Origin of the sequence: Actinosynnema sp. ALI-1.44 (genome assembly GCF_001984155.1) — a bacterium.
Taxonomy (GTDB): Bacteria; Actinomycetota; Actinomycetes; order Mycobacteriales; family Pseudonocardiaceae; genus Kibdelosporangium.
The window spans coordinates 272,692-292,612 of the sequence record NZ_MTQO01000051.1 but is presented as its reverse complement, the minus strand read 5'-3'; the positions used below and the strand labels follow the sequence as shown (position 1 = coordinate 292,612).

Annotated in this window: 18 protein-coding genes and 1 tRNA gene; 5 read left to right on the top strand and 14 right to left on the bottom strand. The window is 67.8% G+C overall.

The features are described from left to right. The first annotated feature begins 1 nt into the window (after nucleotide 1). Nucleotides 2–1,207, top strand: a complete 1,206-nt coding sequence (locus ALI144C_RS36470; RefSeq protein WP_143231081.1) for a BREX system ATP-binding domain-containing protein — start codon at nucleotides 2–4, stop codon at nucleotides 1,205–1,207. 57 nt (nucleotides 1,208–1,264) lie between these two features. Here the strand turns inward: ALI144C_RS36470 and ALI144C_RS36465 are convergent, their stop codons facing one another. Further along, nucleotides 1,265–2,788 (bottom strand): FAD-binding oxidoreductase, encoded by a 1,524-nt coding sequence (locus ALI144C_RS36465; RefSeq protein ID WP_076991772.1) that lies wholly within the window; start codon nucleotides 2,786–2,788, stop codon nucleotides 1,265–1,267. 144 nt (nucleotides 2,789–2,932) lie between these two features. Further along, nucleotides 2,933–4,504 (bottom strand): DHA2 family efflux MFS transporter permease subunit, encoded by a 1,572-nt coding sequence (locus ALI144C_RS36460; RefSeq protein ID WP_237774494.1) that lies wholly within the window; start codon nucleotides 4,502–4,504, stop codon nucleotides 2,933–2,935. 99 nt (nucleotides 4,505–4,603) lie between these two features. Between ALI144C_RS36460 and ALI144C_RS36455 the strand changes: the two genes are divergently transcribed. Beyond that, entirely contained in the window at nucleotides 4,604–5,278 is a 675-nt protein-coding gene (locus ALI144C_RS36455) for a TetR/AcrR family transcriptional regulator (RefSeq protein WP_076992044.1), read from the top strand. Between the two features lie 64 nt (nucleotides 5,279–5,342). On the opposite strand, the gene ALI144C_RS36450 is transcribed toward ALI144C_RS36455, so the two are convergent. The 6 genes from ALI144C_RS36450 to ALI144C_RS36425 form a co-directional block, all read right to left on the bottom strand. Then, entirely contained in the window at nucleotides 5,343–6,182 is an 840-nt protein-coding gene (locus ALI144C_RS36450) for a class I SAM-dependent methyltransferase (RefSeq protein ID WP_076991771.1), read from the bottom strand. Between the two features lie 292 nt (nucleotides 6,183–6,474). Further along, on the bottom strand, nucleotides 6,475–7,461 hold the full coding sequence (locus tag ALI144C_RS36445) for a VlmB-like protein (protein WP_076991770.1): 987 nt from the start codon (nucleotides 7,459–7,461) through the stop codon (nucleotides 6,475–6,477). A gap of 20 nt (nucleotides 7,462–7,481) precedes the next feature. Beyond that, nucleotides 7,482–8,060 carry a flavin reductase family protein gene (locus ALI144C_RS36440; RefSeq protein ID WP_083753696.1) on the bottom strand — a complete coding sequence of 193 codons (579 nt, stop codon included), beginning with the start codon at nucleotides 8,058–8,060 and terminating at the stop codon, nucleotides 7,482–7,484. Beyond that, nucleotides 8,057–8,554, bottom strand: coding sequence for a hypothetical protein (locus tag ALI144C_RS36435; RefSeq protein WP_076991769.1), 498 nt, complete (start codon nucleotides 8,552–8,554; stop codon nucleotides 8,057–8,059). Before ALI144C_RS36435 ends, ALI144C_RS36440 begins: the two co-directional genes overlap by 4 nt. Nucleotides 8,555–8,588: 34 nt before the next feature. Then, the gene (locus ALI144C_RS36430; protein ID WP_076991768.1) at nucleotides 8,589–9,725 is read right to left on the bottom strand and encodes an acyl-CoA dehydrogenase family protein; all 1,137 of its coding nucleotides are present in this window, start codon (nucleotides 9,723–9,725) and stop codon (nucleotides 8,589–8,591) included. A 125-nt stretch (nucleotides 9,726–9,850) separates the two neighbouring features. Beyond that, the gene (locus ALI144C_RS36425) at nucleotides 9,851–10,462 is read right to left on the bottom strand and encodes a DNA-3-methyladenine glycosylase I (RefSeq protein WP_076991767.1); all 612 of its coding nucleotides are present in this window, start codon (nucleotides 10,460–10,462) and stop codon (nucleotides 9,851–9,853) included. A gap of 248 nt (nucleotides 10,463–10,710) precedes the next feature. Between ALI144C_RS36425 and ALI144C_RS36420 the strand changes: the two genes are divergently transcribed. Continuing rightward, nucleotides 10,711–11,820 (top strand): FkbM family methyltransferase, encoded by a 1,110-nt coding sequence (locus ALI144C_RS36420; protein ID WP_076991766.1) that lies wholly within the window; start codon nucleotides 10,711–10,713, stop codon nucleotides 11,818–11,820. A gap of 73 nt (nucleotides 11,821–11,893) precedes the next feature. On the opposite strand, the gene ALI144C_RS36415 is transcribed toward ALI144C_RS36420, so the two are convergent. The 5 genes from ALI144C_RS36415 to ALI144C_RS55885 form a co-directional block, all read right to left on the bottom strand. Then, on the bottom strand, nucleotides 11,894–13,285 hold the full coding sequence (locus ALI144C_RS36415) for a pyridoxal phosphate-dependent decarboxylase family protein (RefSeq protein ID WP_076991765.1): 1,392 nt from the start codon (nucleotides 13,283–13,285) through the stop codon (nucleotides 11,894–11,896). A gap of 11 nt (nucleotides 13,286–13,296) precedes the next feature. Beyond that, entirely contained in the window at nucleotides 13,297–14,070 is a 774-nt protein-coding gene (locus tag ALI144C_RS36410) for a tryptophan synthase subunit alpha (protein ID WP_076991764.1), read from the bottom strand. Beyond that, nucleotides 14,067–14,951, bottom strand: coding sequence for a prenyltransferase/squalene oxidase repeat-containing protein (locus ALI144C_RS36405; RefSeq protein ID WP_076991763.1), 885 nt, complete (start codon nucleotides 14,949–14,951; stop codon nucleotides 14,067–14,069). Before ALI144C_RS36405 ends, ALI144C_RS36410 begins: the two co-directional genes overlap by 4 nt. A 40-nt stretch (nucleotides 14,952–14,991) precedes the next feature. Beyond that, on the bottom strand, nucleotides 14,992–16,173 hold the full coding sequence (locus ALI144C_RS36400) for a hypothetical protein (RefSeq protein WP_143231079.1): 1,182 nt from the start codon (nucleotides 16,171–16,173) through the stop codon (nucleotides 14,992–14,994). A gap of 61 nt (nucleotides 16,174–16,234) precedes the next feature. After that, nucleotides 16,235–16,322: transfer RNA gene (locus tag ALI144C_RS55885), tRNA-OTHER, on the bottom strand. A 162-nt stretch (nucleotides 16,323–16,484) separates the two neighbouring features. Here ALI144C_RS55885 and ALI144C_RS36395 point away from each other — a divergent pair. Both ALI144C_RS36395 and ALI144C_RS36390 read left to right on the top strand, forming a co-directional pair. After that, a complete protein-coding gene (locus ALI144C_RS36395) occupies nucleotides 16,485–17,480 on the top strand; it encodes a bifunctional lysylphosphatidylglycerol flippase/synthetase MprF (RefSeq protein WP_076991761.1) in 996 nt (331 codons plus the stop codon). Between the two features lie 11 nt (nucleotides 17,481–17,491). Continuing rightward, on the top strand, nucleotides 17,492–17,908 hold the full coding sequence (locus ALI144C_RS36390) for an acyl carrier protein (RefSeq protein ID WP_076991760.1): 417 nt from the start codon (nucleotides 17,492–17,494) through the stop codon (nucleotides 17,906–17,908). A gap of 65 nt (nucleotides 17,909–17,973) precedes the next feature. Here ALI144C_RS36390 and ALI144C_RS36385 read toward each other — a convergent pair whose 3' ends face one another. Continuing rightward, nucleotides 17,974–19,815, bottom strand: coding sequence for a sialidase family protein (locus ALI144C_RS36385; protein WP_076991759.1), 1,842 nt, complete (start codon nucleotides 19,813–19,815; stop codon nucleotides 17,974–17,976). Between the last annotated feature and the right edge of the window lie 106 nt (nucleotides 19,816–19,921).

Here is a 19,921-nt window from a genome sequence, read left to right as displayed (position 1 = left end):
CATGCGTAAGACATTCACCCCGGAACGGCAGGCCATCGAGGCGCTGCGAGCCGGAGTGCCGAGCCTCAGCGCGGTGCACGCGCTGGGCAGCGCGCAGATCGACATCGAGGACACCTTCACCGGTCTGCTCGGGCGCGTCGCCGGGGGCACCACGGGTGGTCTGCTGCTCGGCGGTGGCTTCGGCTCCGGCAAGAGCCACCTGCTGCGGCACCTCGGTCTGCTGGCGGGCAGCTCCGGTTTCGTGGTCAGCCACGTCGTGGTCAGCAAGGAGACACCGCTCTTCGACCCGATCAAGGTGGCGTGGACCGCGTTGGACTCCGCGACCGTGCCGGACGTCCCTGGGCCCGCGATCGAGGCCATCGCGGCCGCGCTCGACCCGAACAGCCCCCAGTTCGCCCGGCTCGTGGTCTCGACGGGCAGCCAGTCGTCCGGTCTCGACCCGAGGTTCGCCGCGACCCTGCTGCTGTTCGCCAAGCTCAAGCACTCGGGGGACGAGTTCGTCGACGCCATCGTGCGCTTCTGGTCGGGCAGCACGCTGTCCATCGTGGAACTGCGGCGGCAGCTGAAGCTGATCGGCGAGCCGTTCACCATCAGCCGCGTCTCCCCCGTCGAGCTCGCCAGGCAGCGGATGCGGTTCGTGGCCAGGTTGATCACCGCGGCGGGCTACCGCGGCTGGATCGTGCTGTTCGACGAGGTGGAACTGATCGCGAGGTACTCGCTGATCGGCCGGGCCAAGGCGTACGCCGAGGTCGCCAGGTGGTGCGACGCGACCCAGCCGGAGACGGGTGTGCCGATCGGCGCGGTGTTCGCCCTGACCGACGACTTCCCCACAGCCGTCCTGCACGGCAAGAAGGAGATCCACCACCTGCCCGCCCGGCTGAACGCGCGGGGCAAACCGGAAGCCGCGCACCTGGCCAAGCAGGCGCACCTGGGCATGTCGGCCATCCAGGACAGGATGCTGCTGCTGGCCCCGCCCGACGACGACGAACTGGACCGGGCGTACACACGCATCAAGGCTCTGCACGCGGCGGCGTTCGACTGGAACCCGCCGGACGTCCCCGGCCTGCCCCGCTCCGGCTCCAACCGCATGCGGCAGTACGTGCGCGCCTGGATCAACGAGTGGGACCTGATCTGGCTGGACTCGTCCTACCGGCCGCGGTCGCACACCACCTCGCTCGCCGCCGAGACGGACTGGCTCGGCAGCTGAGCGGTCGCGGGACAACCGCGCCCCCGCCGGGTGGGGCTTCCCCGGCGGGGGCGCGGTTCAGCGGATCGCCTGGGCGAAGCGGAAGAACCGGTCCGGGTCGTAGGTGTGTTTCACCGCTGCCAGCCGGCGGTAGTTCTCGCCGTAGTAGGCGGACTTCCAGTCCTGCAACCGCGGGTCGATGAAGTTCTGGTAGCTCTCGCCGTTGGAGTACCGGTCCGCCACCGCGAACGCGCTCGCGATCCAGTCGTGCATCGCCGACTTGTCCGCCTCGGTCGCGGCGGGATCGTTCAGCGCGGCGGCGTAGTGGACGAAGATCTCGGAGGTGCGGTGCACGAAAGCGGTGGCGCCACGGGACACGTCATTGGCGGCACCACCGGCCGCGAACAGCGCCAGCACACGGAACTGACCGGCCTTCGGCCGGTCGGTGAACGCCGACAGCAGGTCGTTCACGCCGTTGGCGGGGACGGCGCGGGAGGTGTACCGGTTGCGGTCGAGGAAGAACACCTGCCGCGGGACCTTGGCGTCGGGCAGGTAGCCGATCCGGTGGCACTCGTCGACGGTGTAGCTGCCGCAGCCGTACCAGGTCATCATGGCGTCCTTGTAGGACAGTTCCTTGACGTCCTTCGTGGCCGGTGCGACGCCGACGGCCGACACGAGCGAGCCGAGCAGCCGTTCCAGCGCGTCCTTCGCGCCGAAATACCCGCCGTACACGATGAGCTGGGGTTCTCCCGTGCCCGCGTCGGGCCAGATCAACGCCATCTCGGCGCCGAGGTTCCGGTCGCCGCCGATCACCCAGTTCTGCCACGCCCCGATCACGGCGGCGGCGTTCGCCCACGACCACGAGAGGTTGTAGTTCACCATGCTCGACGTTCGCACCGGGCGCACCTGGTAGTTCGTGACCACACCGAAGTTCCCGCCGCCACCACCGCGCAGCGCCCAGAACAGGTCGGGGTGCTGCCGCTCGGACGCCCGCACGAGCCTGCCGTCCGCGAGCACCACGTCGGCGGCGACCAGGTGGTCGGCGGCCATCCCGAACTTGCGCGTCCCCCACCCGATGCCACCACCCTGCACGAACCCGCCCGCGCACACAGTGGGGCACAGTCCACCGACCAGCGAGATCCCGCGAGGTGCCATCGTGGCCAGCGCGTCGACCTGCTGGGTCCCCGGGCCGACCGTGACCGTCTGGGTGCCGAACGAGATCTGGTTGAGCCGGGAGACGTCCAGGATCAACCCGCTGCTCGTGGAATAGCCGCCGAAACTGTGCCCGCCACTGCGCACCGAAGTCGGCAGGTCGTGGTCCCGCCCGAACCGCACGACGGCGGAAACATCCTGCGCCGTCTCGCAATACACGACAGCCTGCGGCCGGATGCCGTCGAACTGGGAGAAACCCGACTCCCTGGCACGGTCGTAGCCGACGTCACCGGCAAGCACCACGTCACCCTGGATCGCCTGCCGCAGCCGTTCCCAGTCACTGCGCGAACGTCCCATCGCGGCCGTGGCGACCACACCGGTGGTGCCCGCACCCGCAGTCACAATCGCCGCCGAAGCGCCAGTCCGCAGCAGAGTCCGCCTGGTAATCACAACGACAGTCCTCCATTCAGGCAACAGCATCCGCTCAGCGCACATGGATCAGCGAGCACTGAGCCGCTCGCGGTGAAACGCTAACAACGGGCCACCGCTGCCTGATAAGAATCCAGTGGAACGTGGGCGTTTCCTGCCCGCACGTCATCCGGATTCCGGATTCGGATCGCGGTTCGGGCCGGGCACGTTGCGGGTGTTGATCAGCACAAGCACGACCAGAGTCGTGGCGACCGCCATTGCCGCCGAGGACAACAAGACCGCCGAGCCACCTTCCGCGATCGCCCGGTCGAGCACGGACTGCACGGCCGCTTTGGTGTCCGCCGGGGCCAGGTCGAGCACGGCCTGGACATCGCCCTTGGCGGCGGCGTCGACCATCGCGTCACGAGCGGGCCCCGTGATGGCCGGGTCGACGGCGACGACGGATCCCGTCTGCGCCTTGTAGAGCACACCGAGCACGGCCGTGCCCACGCCGCCACCGATCGACGCGAGGCTTGTGACGGTCCCGCCCACCATTCCCGCTCGTTGCTTGTCCACCACGTTCATCGCCACCGACATGACCGGAGCACCGGCGATGCCGCCGCCGAGGCCCCAGATCAGCAACGGCACCGCCAGCAACCACGGGCTCACCGTCGGACTGAAGGCGAAGCCGAGCCACGCGGCCGCGATCGCCTTGATCGTGTACCCGGTCGCGATGATCGGGCCCGGCGCGAGCCGGGCCTGCAGCTTCCCCGCGAGCATGCCCGCGCCCATCTGGGCGATCGCGCCGGGCACGAGCATCAGTCCGCTCTCGGTCGGCGTCAGGTGCAGTGAACCGTGGAAGTACTGGACGAAGTAGACAGTTCCACCGATGGTGAGCACGCGGGACATGAAGATCGCCAGCGCGGCACCGGTGAACGCGGGCACCCTGAACAGCGACAGGTCCAGCGTCGGCGCCGTGACCCGCGACTGGACGACCGAGAAGGCGATGAACAGCACCACGGCGAGTCCGAACTGGACGACGGTGCGCGCCGAACCCCAGCCCTGGTCCTCGCCGCGCAGCAGTGCGAAGTTGCCGACGCCGAGCGACAGGATCAGCAGCACGGTGCCCAGCCAGTCGATCGGCGGACGTGGCCCGTCCGGCCGCGGCGGGGACGGCAGCCGGGACGCCGCCATGACGAACGCGACGATCCCGATCGGGACGTTGACCAGGAACATGGCCCGCCAGTCGAGCACGTCGACCAGGACGCCCCCGGCCACCGGCGCCACCAGGCCCGCGGCCGTCGCCGCCGTCGACCATGTCGCGATCGCCATGTTGCGGCGCTGCCCCTCGAACGCGTGCGAGATCAGCGGCAGGCTGTTGGCCATCAGGATCGCGCCACCGATGCCCTGCAGGCCGCGCGCCATGTCGAGGAACACCACCGTGGGCGCGAGACCGCAAGCCAGGGAGGACAAGGTGAACAGCACGATGCCGGTCAGGTACACCCGTCGCCTGCCGAGCCGGTCCGACAGGCTGCCGACCACTTGGGTGACGGCACCCATGGTCACCGTGTAGGCGACGATCACCCATTGGGTGCTCGACAGCGAGCCGCCGAGTTCGGCCTGGATGCCGGGCAGCCCGACGGCGACGATCACGATGTCGATGACCACCAGCAGCGAACCTGCGATGACCAACGCGAGGATGGCGCGTGCTTGGCCGGTGAACGGCACCTCCGCGGACGCTTCCGACTTCTGAGCCACGACACTCCCAGGCAGGACGAGGATTACCCCACGCAGGTTGGCGCAGCCCGCCGTTAAAGTCAACAGTGTGTGAAGTTCAAGACCGCTAGGCTGACACCGATGACCACCACCAGGCGCCGCCCGGCGACCCGCAAGGGCCGCCCGACGCTGACCCGCGACCTGATCGCCGAACGAGCGCTGCACCTGGCAGGCGCCGAGGGGTTCCCCGCCGTCACCATGCGCAGGCTGGCCGCGGACCTGGGCGTCACGGTCCGGGCGCTGTACAACTACGTCGACGACCGCACACAAGTGGTGGAACTCGCCACCCAGCTGTTGATGTCGTACTGGCAGTCGCCCGAGTTGGACGTGGACCACTGGGAGGACAGCGTGCGCGCGTACTGCGCGCAGATGCGGTCGCTGTACCGGCGGTTTCCCCGTGCCCTGCTGGTCTCGCTGGACGAGGACGTCCGTCCACGCGGGATCCACCCGGCCCGGCTGCGCAACCCGGACGCCTTCCTCGGACTGTTGCGGGGCATCGGGTTGAGCCCGCTCGACGCACTGCGGACGCACGCCGAACTGGGTCTGAAGCTGTTCGGCTTCGCGCTGCTGGTCGACTACCGGGACGCGGACGGGTCGCCGGTCCCCGAGCAGTGGCTGGCCGACCAGCCGGACGTACGCGTCCCGCACCTGACCGAGGCTGTGCGGGAGACGGTGAAGCCGACACCGGACGAGTTCTTCGACCACATCGTCGACACCCTCGTCCTGGCCATCCGGGCATGCCTGCCCAAGGACTGATCACTGTTCGTTCCCGGCACCCCGGCTGGAACGGGCGACGCGCGCCTTCGTCAGCCCACGCCTGTCAGCCGACGAGCCGCATCCTGACCATGACCACGGCGACCGACCCGGTTTCCATCACGTCATCGCCGATCCCGGCCGAGTTGGTCGTGTGTTCGAGCTCGGGCGCGAACGGCGACACCGTTCGGTGGGTTTCCTCAATGCTCCAGCCGGTGTCCCTGGCCGAGATCTCCAGCTGCGCCATGGTCGGCCGGTCGATCGGTTCCCACCGGCTCCAAGCTGTGAGACGCGAGCCGTGCTTGACGCGCATGCGGTGGCGCACGGGACCGGCCTGTCGCGAGGAGTCTCGTGTGGACGTGCCGGTCTCATCGACGAACGGGATGACGTTGGTGCCGACGATCCGCGCTCCGCGGTTGGCGACCTCGGCGAGCGCACGAAGCGCCTTCTGCCCGTTCGGTCCACTCAGCAGGAACAATCCACCACCGGCGAACAAGAACGTGTCGAAGGTGCCCAATCCATCTGGCAGGTCGGGTATCCCGCCGATCCGTGCGTCCACACCGCGGCGGCGGGCCACGGCGACGGCCTGGGACGAGGGGTCGAGCCCGACGACGTCGTGACCGGCCTGCGCGACGGCTGTGGCGTGCCGCCCCACGCCACAACCGACGACAAGCACCCGCCCTGCGGCTTGCCCGCAGGCCAGGACGTCACCCGGCCACCAGTACTCCTGATCGGCGAAGTACCGCGTCACGTCCTCACTGACCAGTGCACCGGTGGAGAACTCGTAGATCAGCCTGGCCACACCCGGGCGTCCGCCCGCCTCTTCACCCGCGCGGAACGCGTAGCCGTAGATGTCGTCCACTGTGGGCTGGTCCGGAAGTGCTTCGCTGCCGTCCTCGATGAGCATGGTTCTCCCTTGTCCGCCGCTCATCGTCGCTGGACGGGCCGCGACCACGCCAGCATCGAGGCTGAGTTCCACTCTTCCGTCGAGCCGCTGTCACCTGTTGAGGTGGCGGGTACGTCGAGACCGCCGCGCGGTGAGAACCCCGGTCCAGGTCGGCATCGGCTGCTGCGCCGCGGCGAGCTCCCACATCGCGGCCGGTTCCGCGGCGTTGCACGTCAGCACGACAGGTCTGCTGTGTGAACACGATGCCGACGAAGGCGCGGTTCCCGCCTTCGTCGGCACGATCGACCGGGCGTCAGGAACGGCTGTTGGTCGCGAGGATCGCCGTCGCCTCCTCCAGGTCCATGTAGCGCAGTCGAGCCTCGGACATCTCGTCGGTCCACCGTTCCGCGATGTCGTAGCGTTCCATCGGGGAGGTGTCCAACAACTCGCGGCCGGGGAACACCTCGTAGCCGTCGAGCAGGTCGACGTGGTCCTGCATGCCTTCCTGGAAGAGGTTCTCGCGGCGCAGCACGTACTTCAGGACAGGCACCTCGTCCCAGAGCTTGCGGCCCTCCGTCACGATGTCCAGCACCCGCGACCGGTACTCCGGGTGCCGGATGAGGTGCTCGCGCACGATCGAACTGCCGACCGTCAGATGCCGGATCTCGTCGATCCCCGCGCCACGGGCGATCTCGCCCGCGGCCGGGTCGAGCCGGTCCCACTTGCGTTCGCTGAGCTCCGCGGCGGGCGCCAGCACTCCTTCCACCACGATCGTGAAGGCCGCGACGGCACCGACGAAGTCGCCTTCGTCGCGAATGGTGCGGACCACGAACTCCTCGATGGGGGTGAGCACCTCGGCGGTGTACTCGGCTGACATCTCCGCGATGGTCTCAAGCAGCTGGTCCGCGGGCACGCCGAGTTCGACGAGGTGGTCGCGGAAGATCTGCGAGTGCCTTGCCTCGTCCAGCACCTGCGTCGCGAAGAACTCCATCTCCGGGATTCCCGGCGCGTCGGCCACGAAGTACGACAGCGTCCGAACCGCCCGCTCCTCGGCGACCGAACGCCACCCCAGTTCGAGGATCAGTGCCTCGCGCAACGGGCCTGGTTCGCGCATGAACTCGGGTGTGGGCGCCGTTTCCGCGTGGCCGGTGACGGCCCGTCCTTTGAGGGTGCCCTGGGCGACGGCGGTCAGCCAGTACACGAGATCGCAGTCGCGCGTGGTCATGTTGAGGGTCATCGCGCCGTCGAGCATGGACGGTGCCAAGTCGAAATCGGCTTCCCGTGGAATCGAATGCGTCATGCCGAACCTTCCTGTTCTTCCTATGACCGGCCCAGCGCGGCGACATGGCCGGGCAGCGAAGGGTTTTGCTTGGGCAGTGCGCGGAGCGTTCCGTCGTGCAGCCGTCCGGCGAAGTGCAGCAGCGGGCCGCCTTCCCCGTCGCGGGCGGTGACGACCTTGCCCAGCAGCAACTTGTGGTCACCGGCTGGGACAGTCGCGGTGAGATGACAGCCGAGCGACGCCAGCGAACCGGCGATCCACGGCGCTCCGCTGAACGCGTCGGGTTCCCAGTCGACGGGGTCGAACTGGGCCAGCCCGTGCGGCCGTCCGGGATCCGCGAACCAACCGGCGAGCGCCGATTGCCGTGCGGACAGCACGTTCACCGCGAAACGCCCCGCCTCCGCCATGACCTGGGTGATGCCCGACTTCTCGCGCAGGCACACGCCAAGCAGCAGCGGCTCCCGCGACACCGCGGCGACCGACGAGACCGTGGTGCCGTGCACGACGTCGCCGTGCCAGACGGTCACCACCGCGACACCGGTCGTGAGTCGGCGAACCGCCTGGCGCAGCATCACATTGAGATCGTCCGCGGTCATCGGCGCAGTCATGTGCGTGGTCATGTGCCGGACACCCGGGCGGCTTCCGGGGTCCGATCACCGGTCGTCGCGGGGGTTGCGGCGGACAGTTCGTCCATCAGCCGCTGGTAGCCGGGCGCCGGGTGCGGCTCGAACGGCAGGCGGAACGGCTTGAGGAAGTTGCCGTACACCCCGCGGTCGGCGAAGAGGTGCCACGGGATCACGATCAGCGCCCACTCCCAGCCGATCGTGAATCCCCAGATCGCGATGACCGCGCCCTGCGTGATCATGCTGTGCATGACGTTGTAGGCGATGTAGTAGTTCTTCGAGATCCGGCCGTCCGGGCTGCGCCGGAACGCGATCGCACCGGGGATGTACCCGATCAGGTCGATGTAGGCGAACAGGATGATCGCCGGGAGCAGCCGGATCTCGTTCCAGTGCAGAATGATCAGCGCTGTGCAGACGATCCAGCCGACCAGGTACTCGGCCCGGTGGAGCCGGAACGTGGTCGGGCTCTCGAACGGATTCTTCATGTCCATGGCGGAATCCTCTGTGGCGAGTGGGTTTGTTCGGTCAGGTCAGCCGCAGCGGCAGACCGGTGAGGTAGTCGACCAGCGCCTCCGCCATCGAGGTGCGCGACGGTGGGTGGTAGGCCAACGCGCGGACAGCGGCGACGAGGTAGGCGATATCGGGCGATCGGATGAACGCGATCCCGCCGAGGAGTTCCGCCGCCATGTCCGCGGCCTGCCTGAGCGCCTGCTGAGCCGCGTACCTGGCCACCAGGACCGCCGAGACGGCGGCGTCGCCCGAGAGCCCGTCGCCGATCGCCCGCGCGGCGTTCTCGACCAGTGCCACCGCGGACTCGAGCTGGATCGCGGCCTGCGCCCGGTCGGTCACGCTCCCCCGGCCCTTGGCCAGCGCCTGCTCGACCAGTGCGCTCGTGGTGCCCACGTACACCGAGGTCGCCAGCATCTCGAACCAGGCGAACCCGATCGTCTGCAGGTCGTCGAGCCGGTCGGGGGCGTCGGGCTCGGTCCGGATCACCAGGTCGGCGGGCACGAACACGTCGGTGAGCCTGACCTCGTCGCTTTCCGCCCCTGCCAGCACGTTGCTGAGCCAGAACTTCTCCACGGTGACACCCGGCGAGCTCGCCGGGATGAGCAGCAACGCGAGCGTGTGGGTCCCGTCGACCGGCACCGCGGCACTGGCCGTGAGCACGTCCATCGACCGGGAGAGGCTGCACGGTTTCTTCCCGCCGTTGACCAGGTAGCCGCCGTCCACGGGACGGGCGGTCGCCGCCGGGACGACGATGTTGGCCCCTGGACTGCCTTCGGCCCAGCCCGACGCCACGAGGAGGTTGCTCGGTGCGATATCGGCCAGGAGCTCCAACTGTGCGGCGGTCAGCCGCCCGGCGCGTTGGGCGAGCGCGAACAGTGTCGCCACCGTGTAGTGGTGCATGGTGGTCGCGGCACCCAGCGACGGCGAGTAGGACGCCATCGCCCGCACGACGCGTGCCGCGTCGAGCGCGCCCACTCCCCTACCGCCGTATTCGGCCGGGACCATCAACCCGGGTCCGCCGAACTTGCGGAATATGTCGAGAACCGGCCCGCCTGGCGCCTCGCGTTCGGCCAACGGAATGTCCGCGAGCGTGGCGCACATGCCCGGGTGGTAGCGCTCGCACACATTACGCGCCTCATCAAGGGAGCGCATAAACAGTTTCCCATCTGTTTCGGGTTCGATAGTTCGGGGCGATGCGGAGAATCGCATTGTTCTCCGACCATAATCGCAGCCGCCTCTGACACCGGGCTGACTCCGAACGGATGGCGGATCCGCGCTCAGAGCGGCCTGGTGAACGCGCGCCGTTCGTCTTCGCAGACCACCCAGAAGCGACAGCCGTCGACGTGGTCGTTCACGACGCCGAGCGACTGCATCGCGGCATACGCGGTCGTCGGCCCGACGAAACGGAAACCACGCCTGCGCAGTTCACGGGCGAGGGCCTCCGACCCCGGTGTGGACACCGGCAGTGCGGTCGTGGGTGGGGCGCACGCCGGTGCCTCGAAGCTCCACAGCAGACCCGCCAGTGACACGCCCTGCTCCCAGAGGCGCGCAGCTGCCCTGGCGTTGCCGATGGTGGCCAGAATCCTGCCCCGGTGCCGCGCGATCGTCGAATCCGCGAGCAGCCGCGTGACGTCGGTGTGGGTGAACCGAGCCACCGCCGAGGGGTCGAAGCCGGCGAAGGCCCTGCGGAACTCCTCCCGCCTGCGCATGATCGACAGCCAGGACGAGCCGCTGCGGAACCCCTCGATGCACAGCTTCTCGAAGACCAGCTCGTCGCAGCCGACCGGTCGCCCCCACTCCCTGTCGTGATAGGACTGGTGTTCGGGCGTCGAGAAGCTCCAGGCGCACCGGCGGACTCCGTCCGCACCGATCAGGATCGCGTCGTCCATCAGCGCACCCCCGGTGCCACGAAGCGGTACGGCACGGCTCTGGACATTTACGTCCTTTCGCCGGTTTCGTTCCCTATATGCTGACAGGCATCCCGGCCGGATGCAATTGTCCGGGCGGGTATGCACATTCACGGAACTTTCACACATCCGGCCGGTCAGCGAAATGTCAGCAGGCGGTCGAACGGGCCTGACAAGATGGAGACGACATACGTCCAATACCGCGGCAAGGCACGACGTGAGGAACGCCTATGACCATCCAGAACAGGCCGCCACTCCAGATCGAGACCGAAATCGAGGAGGCGCTGCGTTGTTATCCCGGCATAGCGCGAGCTCAGGTTCTCCGCGATGACGACGGCCGGTTGGTGGCACGGGTGCTGCCGTGGGGCACGCATTCCGTCACCGCCGACACCGGAGTACTCGCCGAACTGGCGGTCATGAACATGGCCGAGACGCGATTCCTGCACGACGAGATCTTCGTCGACGAGGTCTACCTGCGCGGTGGAATCGTGCTCCGGCAGGACGCCGTCGTGTTCGACGTCGGCGCGAACATCGGGATGTTCAGCCTCTTCGTCGGTGCGCGCTGCCCGTCGGCCCAGGTGTACGCGTTCGAACCGGTTCCCGAGGTGTTCGCCAAGCTCGTGCGCAACGTCGACGAGCGCGGCCTCGTCGTGCGGCCGTTCAACATCGGACTGTCCGATCGCGACCAGGACGTGACGTTCTACTACTACCCGAACATCTCGATCATGTCGACCCGGCACGACTACATCAACTGGGACAACGAGGTCGACCTGATCAACCTGTACGTCGCGAACGAGCGCAGGACCGGGCCGCCGGACCGCGCCGAACACCTGGCCGAGGTCGAGGCGCTGGCGGCGAAGGACTTCGAGTTCGTCGAGTGCCAGTGCAGGCTCCGCAGGATCTCCGACGTGATCGACGAGGCCGGGGTGAGCGGCATCGACCTGCTCAAGATCGACGTCCAACGCGCCGAATACGACGTGCTCAAGGGAATCGCCGACCACCACTGGCCGCTGATCCAGCAGATCAGCATGGAAGTCCACGACGAGGCGGACTCGCCGACCGAAGGCAGGGTCGCGCAGGTCACCCAGCGGCTCGAGGACGAAGGATTCCACGTCAAGGTGGAGATCGAGGAGATGCTGCGCGACACCGGCCGTTATGCCGTCTACGCCATCCGGCCGGGGTACGAGAACGACCCGCGGACAGTGGTGGCCGCCGCGGGCAACGCGCAGGAGATCAAGGCCGAGGACGTGGCCGACTGGCTTTCCGCCCGCCTGCCCGAGGACCGGGTGCCCGACCAGGTGATCGTCGTCGACGCGCTGCCGCAGCCGGTCAAGGAATAAGGTCCGCACACAGCACTGTGGCCGGCGCCCAGATCGGGCGCCGGCCACAGTGTTTCGCCACAGTGTTTCGTTGTCAGTGTGCGTGTTCGTGTCGTCGGACGTGGTCGGCGTCCTGTGCCGGGTCGATCGTGGCGATCACTTCGTCGACCAACTGCTTGGTCGTGTCCGGGTGCACGAAACAGAGCCGGGCCACCGGCTCGCCCTGCCACGTGGTCGGCAGCACGAACGCGATCTGCTCAGCCAGCAGCCTGTCCGACCAGCTGTCGTAGTCGTCGCAACCCCACTGGTCCCGCCGGAACAGGACCACCGAGAGCTCCGGCTCGCAGACCAACGTCAGGCCCTCGGTCGCGTTGATGCGGTCCGCCGCGTAGCGGGCCATGGTGAGCGTGTTCTCGATGCCGTCCCGGTACCCGTCGGTCCCGTGGACCGCCAGCCCGAACCACAAGGGCAGGCCACGGGACCGGCGAGTCAGGTGGTACGCGTAGTCGCTCGGGTTCCACACGTCGCCGTCGTCGTCGTGGATGGCGTCCAGATAGGACGCTCGCTGCGTGTGCACCGCTTGTGCTGTCGGCGGATCGCGGTAGAGCAGTGCCGCGCAGTCGAACGGCGAGAAGAGCCATTTGTGCGGATCGATGACCAGGGAGTCGGCTTGTTCGACGCCGTTGAAGAGTTCGCGCACCGACGGAGCGAAGATGCCTGCGCCGCCGTAGGCCGCGTCGACGTGCATCCACAGCCCCTCCTGCCGGGCGACGCCCGCTATCCCGGCCAGATCGTCGAGCAGGCCGGCGTTCGTGGTGCCCGCGGTGGCGACCACGGCCACGACGTCGTTGCTGTGCCGCTCGCGGGCCAGGGTCTGCCGCAACGCCTGTGCCGTCATCCGGTGGTCAGGCGTCGGCACCAGCAACGGTTCCATGCCCAGGAGGTGCAACGCCTTGCCCACCGAGCTATGGGTGTCCGCCGTGACCGCCACCTTCGGCCGCGTGCCATGCCCACCGCGACGGCTCAGGCCGGTGTCGCGCGCGACCAGAAGCGCCGACAGGTTGCCGCTCGATCCGCCGGACACGAAACAACCACCCGCGCTCGCGGGCAGCCCGGCGGCGTCGGCCAGGACTCGCAGCGCCTGGTTCTCCGCGGCGACCGGCCCCGCGGCCTCGAGCCAGGAGATGCCGTGCAACGCGAAACAGGAAACCAGGACGTCGATGAGAATCGACGTCTTCGACGGCACACACGACACGAAAGCCATGAAACGCGGGGTGTCGCACGCGATGATGGCAGGCGCGATGTCCCGGAGGAACACCGACAGGACCGCCTCGGGGTCGTTGCCGCCCGGTTTGATGAGCCCGGCCAGCTTCTCCACGAGCCGCTCCCGGTCACCCCCGGTCTTCAGCGGAACCTCGTCGAGGCTCAACTGCCGCAGGCACTCGTCGAAGACTCGCCGGGCCAGCCTGTGGTCCAGGGTGTGCATGGATGGCCCGTTCACTTCGCCGCCGCCATGATCCCCTTGAGCCACCCGGCGAACACCGACGTTCCCTCTTCCAGCTTGGCCACGGCCGCGGTGCCGATGATGACCCCGTCGCAGCCGCCGCTGCCGCGCAGTTCCTCGACGTCGGCGGCCTCGTTGATGCCGAAGGCGGCACAGACCGGCAGATCCGGGCGGATCGCCTGGATCTGTGACCGCTTGCGCTGGAGGTCGGTGAGGGAGGCATCCCTGGCTCCGGTCTTCGACCCCATGGACGTGTAGACGAAACCGCCGCCTTGGGAGATGACGTGCCGGTCGCCGTCGGACAGGTCGGCGGCGGTGGCGCCCACCGCCGGGATGACGACCGCGCGGTCCTCGGCGGCGGCCAGGGCGTAGTCCGTGACGTCCGGCGGATCGGTCTCGAACAGGTAGCCGGAGACTCCGGCACGCAGTTCGGGTGGCGCCGTCCAGACATCGGGCGAGGGCCACGCGGAGCCGTAGACGATGGCCACCCGCACGGGGGCGCGCAACAGCCAGTGGAGCCGTTGGGTCTCGGAGCCGGGCTCGGCGTCCCGCAGTGCCCTGGCGATCAGCTGGCCGGTCCTGGCTGACCACTGTGGATCCGTGATCGCCGGGAACTCGATGAAGTCCACATCGTGGCGCACACACAGTTCGAGCGCTTCCAGGCTCGCGCTCCACGACGGGAAACCGGGCACGAGATACATCCCGACCGCGAGGTCTCCCCGTCTCGTGTTGCCGGTGATGACATCCGACAGTCGCGACAGCGTCATCGGTCGCCCCGACCCATCGTGGGCAACGTCGACACGACACGGAGCGCGCAGTACGACTCCCACAACGTGGCGTACGACCGTGCCCCGTAGCCGCCTTCGGGCTGGCCGAATCCGTGCACCGCCGACCCGAGACGATCTGTCCACACCGTGGAGTTCAGCACCTCGCCCGCCCGGAAACCCCAGTAGGAGCAGGCGAGTGACGGGGTGTCGTCGGCCGTGGTGAGTGTCGCGAGCCCGGATGGCGTGTCGAACCGCGCTCGGAGCCATTCGGCGGTGGCACGGCTCTCGGTGGCGCTGAGGGGCTGCCCCAGGAGCGCCAAGCTGCAGACAGCACAGTAGGTGTGCTCGGTGTCCGAGGGCGGGCCTGGCATGCCCGCGTAGCCGCCGTCGCTGTTCCTGCAGTCCCGGATGAACTGGACGAGTGACGCGGACACCGCAGGCGTGAACTGGTCGAGCGCACCCAGTTGCTCGAGTGCGCGCAGGACGTAGAACAACTCGTCGATGTCGGAGGTGGCAGGCAGGCCAGGCTCGGCGAGCTCGCTGACGAACCAGGCCGCGAGGTCACCAGGAATGTCGTTGCGCCTGCCCGAAAGCGTGAGCGCGCGCACCGCGTAGTAACTCGCGGCACGCGACGGCTCCGGGTCGGCGGCCGTCATGGCGAACGTACCGCCCGGCCGGCGGCAGTCGTCGATGAACGGGGCCGGAGTGACCGGCTCGCCGGACAGGATCGCGGTGATCTCGGCCGCCCACCGGAGTGCCTCCAGAGTCGGCTCGTCCTCGCGGGCTTCCAGGTACCGGCCCGGTCCCTGGTGGCGGGATTTCAGGAAGCGCAGCGTTGCGCTTGCCGGGAGCAGCGTCGGAGAACTGGCCGGAAATGGCATCGCGGAAACAGCTCCTCTCGTGGTCGCGGTGGCACGGGAATCAGCCGCTGACCGTGCCGAATATGTGGCTCTGCGGCGCGATCTCCAGGAAGTCGATGCCGGAGAGGGCGCCGGGAACCGGCAGGCTCTTGGGCGCCGGGCCGTCGAAGAGGAGACCGTTCCGGAGTTCGTCGCGGTGCGCAGCGAGTTGGTAGTTCCGGTACAGCGGCTGTATCTGCTCGCGGGCGTCGGTCAGCCGCTCCGGTTCGAGGAACGTGCTCGCCCGCGCAATGCTGCTTATCTCGCTCAGCGCGGCTATGGATATGGTGAAGCTGACGAGGTCGCTCGGCATCACCGCGGTCGGATCGTTGGCGGTGTACTGGTACGGCTTGGGCAAAGCCTCCAGCAGATCACCCGCGTAGATGACGAACTCGCCGGCGTTGTCCATGGTCTCCGGGCTGGAGAGCATGTCCTGACACATGGCGTAGTTCAGATAACCGAAAAGCTGGGGATTCCGGCTGTAGTAGAGCAGGGTGGCGAGGCCGTCGGGCTCGTGGTCGCCGAAAGTGATCTGCCTGCGCTGCCGCAGGTCGTTGATGCACGTCCCGTAGCAGCCGGAGTCGATGAGCGCGATGGACGGCTGCCGGAGAACCGAGCTCAATGTCAGCGCGTTCGCCCGAATAGCCCTCGACACGTGTGCCAGGTGCAGGTGCCGCCCTTGTTCCATGGCGGTCGCCGCGACGAAGAACGGCAACGCGTCGCGAGCGAGGAAGACCAGGGTCTCGATCGAGTTCTGCCTGCACCACCGCAACGCCCAGTTCGTGAAGCCGTACCAGACAGGGGTCCACGGCCTGATGAGGGCGAGGAACCGCTCGGTGGTGTCGCACAGCCAGGCAGGCAGGTCGTTCTGGGTGCCGAACGTCCGGTCGCACAGCTGGTCCACCTGGCGGTTGGAGAGGTCGCCTGCGCTGATCATGGCGCTGCGGAACTCCGCACCGGCTTCCTCGACGGACGGCGCTACGGCCGAACTGGCGACCCGCCACCTCTCCAGGCAGAAGTCGGTGATCGCCCGGGTGTACTCCGCGGCGAGCCGGTGTTCGCTCGGCTTGGGCAGATCCCGCAACAGAGCCGCCAGCCATTCGCCGACGGCGGAAACCGGTATCGGATCGCCGGCTTTCCTGCCCGCCGGAACAAGGGACACTTGATCGGGGGCGTGTAAGGTAGCCGATAAGTTCGTGGTCATGAGATCGGGTACGACTCCTCGGTACAACGGCTGCCAGCGCAGCTTTGTCGGTTTGTCGTAGCGGAGAGGGCAGGATTCGAACCTGCGTAGGCACCAGGTGCCTGACCGGCTGACGCCGGACCCCATTAGGCCGCTGTGGGAACCTCTCCATGGTGTTCGGTTTTGTGTTGTCCTTCGCTGTGCTGAAACCATCATGGCAGACGACTCTGATCTATGGCTGACTCGTACCTGACCGTTCCTGGCCTTGAAATCCGCGTCATCACATGCAATAACAGACGTGAGAATGGCTATGCCAAGAATGGGGCAACAGGATGATCGAAACGCTTACCGAATCGGACATCGCCCTGGACGCCATCCAGCGGTACCCGGACGCGGACAATCCCAGCTCGTTCCTCGCGGTGAACGAGGGCAACAGCTACCTGTACCTGCCGGACACGCCCGGCGTGATCGTGTACCGGCCCACCGGCCGGTACCTGGTGCAGTTCGGCGGCCCGTTCGCGCCCAAGGAGGCACGGCCCCGCCTGCTGCGCGCCTTTCTCGACATGGCCGCCGCGCAGGACAAGGAGATCGTGACCATCCAGCTGCAGGGAGCCGACGCACCCGAGTACCTGGACGCGGGCTTCACCGTCAACCAGATAGGCGGGTCCTACGCGCTCAAGCTGGACACGTTCAGCCTGCGCGGAACGGCGTTCATGCAGCTGCGCAACAAGATCACCCGGGCGATCCGAAGTGGGATGACGGTCAGCGAGGTTCCGCTCGACAGCTGGCACACCGCGATCAAGGACCTGGACGCGGGATGGCTGGGCGCCAAGGGCAGTCCCAGGCCGCTGGAGTTCCTCGTCGGCCAGTTGGGCGGGCGGTACCAACACCTGCGCCGGCTTTTCGTCGGCACACACGGCGACCAGCTGACGGGCTACATCTCGTACTCACCGGTCTACGGGTCGCGGCCAGGGTGGATGCACGACCTCAGCCGCCGCCAACCGGATTCGCCTCCCGGCGTCATGGAAGCCATCAACAAGGCGGCCATCGAGAAGTTCCGTTCGGAGGAAGTGCCGTGGCTCCACTTCGGATACACGCCCTTCTCCGGCCTGTCGACCGAACACGAGCTGCCCGGTCACAGCCGCGCCTTCGGCTGGCTCATGCACGAACTCTGGGCCAACGGCGGGCACATCTACCCGGCGCAGACCCAGTTCGCCTACAAGGACAAGTGGAAGCAGGACGTCGTTCTGCCCGAGTACATCGCTTTCCAGCACGGTGCCAGCATCCCGGCGCTGGTGCACGTCTTCCGGTCCTGCAACGCCGTCTAAGGAGGAACAAGATGCCGGACGAGATCGCCGTGGCCGGGCAGGAAGTCGTCGAGATGCTCGGCGCGTGCGCGGCCGCGCCCGACGACCTGGAGACAGGACGAGCGGCCGACGAGGCACTGAGGAGACTGGAACAACTCCTGACGACCGACACACCTGTGCCCGCTTCCCAGGACCTTGTCGAGCAACTGCGGCGGATCTGCGCGGATGTCGCCGAGATCCCGATGGACAAGATCACCGCCGAGGCCGATCTCACGACCGACCTCGGCGTCGATTCGCTTTCCTACGACGAACTCGTCGCGACGGCACTCGAGCGGCACGGCCTGTCCGCCATGGCCGGCACTGTGCAAGCCGCGAGTTGTCCCACGCTGCAAGCCCTGGCCGATCTCATCCACCAGCTGGCCGTTGCCTCGCCGAACCGTCCCCACTGACCGCCGAAACCAGAGAACCACCGTCCGTTCGGGTCGAACGGACGGTGGTTCTCATCGGCGAGCAGCTACCAGCGAGCGGTTGTCGCGCTCACGATGTCGGAGTTGCCGAAGTTGGCGGGACAGTCGGCTAACGGCCAGGGCGCCGGGGTGAGCACCTTGTCGGCGTCCATGGATGCCTGCCGCCACGTGTCGATGGCCGGGCAGTTCGCCGTTCGGGACACGTCGGTCCAGGCTCCGGCCCCGTAGCGGCGAGTGGCGATGGCCGAGACGCCGAAGCCGAGGAACTCGGAGAAGTTCCAGACGCCGAGGCTGGTGCCCCGCGCGTCACCGCTGCGGCCCACGTGGTTCGTGGTCCAGCCGACCGGCGCACCGCCCCAGCCGATCGCCGCCGACCGCAGGACCCCGTGCAACATCCGTGGCTGTGCCGTGGTTGTTCTGAACGGCGTGCTGAAGGCGTTGTACGTCACGTACACGCGGGAAGCGTCGGGCGCGATGGCGACCGATGTGTACAACACCCGCTCACCCGGCCGTGACACCTTCGCAGGTTTGGACCAGCTCTTGCCGCGGTCCCTCGAATAGGACAGGAGGGCCACCTGGTTGTCCTTGCCGTACCGGCCGTCGCTCCAGGCGAACACGATCTCGTCCGTGGCGTCGGCGCCGGTGGGGGCACCGTTGGCGATGCTCACGGTGGGCTGGGGTTCGTGCGCGGACCCGCCCGGTCCTTCCCCGGTGCAGCGATCACTGACCCTGTCCGCGTAGTAGCAGCCGGTGTTGATCCGGATGAAATCGACCGGCTCCGTCCACGTGGCGCCGCCGTCGAAGGACTTCATGATGGATTGCGCGCCCTCTGGTTCGAACGAGGGGAACACACCCGAGAAATGGTTGAAGAACGCGTACACCACGCCGCGGCTGTCCGTGCGGATCGTGCAGAACAGACGATGGCCTTCGCTGGGCGAGTTGACCGGCGGGGCGATGTTGTGGGTCTTCCACGTCTGACCGCCGTCGCTGGACACACCGACCGTGGGCTGGAGGGGCCCGACGCTTCCCGGGACCAACGGCCACAGGAAGTCGTTGTAGCACGTGTAGACGTTGCCGAAGTAGCGGCTGCTGCTGGCGTTGTCGGCCCAGACGACGTCCGCGGTCGGGTTCGACACGGCAGGTGTGCGCTCCGGCACGATGGCCGGCTTCGACCAGTTCGTCTGGTCGGCCACCCTGGCGGGCGTCGGGTTGTCGATACTCGAGACCGTCACGGCCCTGCTCGAGTCGAGACGGCCCGGCTCGATCGCCGTGTTCGTCAGGTTCCCGGAGACCGAGGACAGATACAGGCGCGAGCCGTTCTCCCAGGAGGGCTTGCCGTTCCGGAATGCCGGGCCGAAAGCCACGGAGGAGCCACCGCGGGTCCGCAACCCGTTCTCGTAGTAGTTGGGGACTGTGTGAATCGGCCCCGGTTTGGCCGTGCACGGTTCCGCGTTCGGGTCACACCCGGCCGCGGTCAACCCCTGATAGGTGGGCTGAGTCCAGCGGTTGCCGCGGTCGAACGAGAAATACACCCCGCTGAAACCCACACCGCGGTTGGTCGCCCCGCCCAGCTGGGGGTCGGCTGCCGGCAGGCCGCAGCCCGCTCCGGTGGTGGCGGCCTGCTTCGAGCACTGCTGCATGTCCACCAGATCGTTCGCGGTCGCCGCGATGACGTTCGTGTTGACCGGGTCGACCGCCATGGTCGGCCAGGCCTGCAGGTTCTGCTGGAACGGTGTGGCCGAGGACGCTGTGTTCATCACGGCGCTCGTCGCCCACCCCCGCGCCACCTCGTCCGTGGCGTAGGACGTCGACGACCCCACCGCCTGGACCACCACCATGCCACCGACCGCGGCCAGTGCCGCCCACCTTCGAATTCCGCGCACGCTCATTGCCCCACCTTGCGTTCTCTGAACCATTTCACGACGATCACGGGTAATGCCCTCCCGTCGATGCGGTGGCATTTATCAATTGCAATTCGGAACTTTCATCATCATC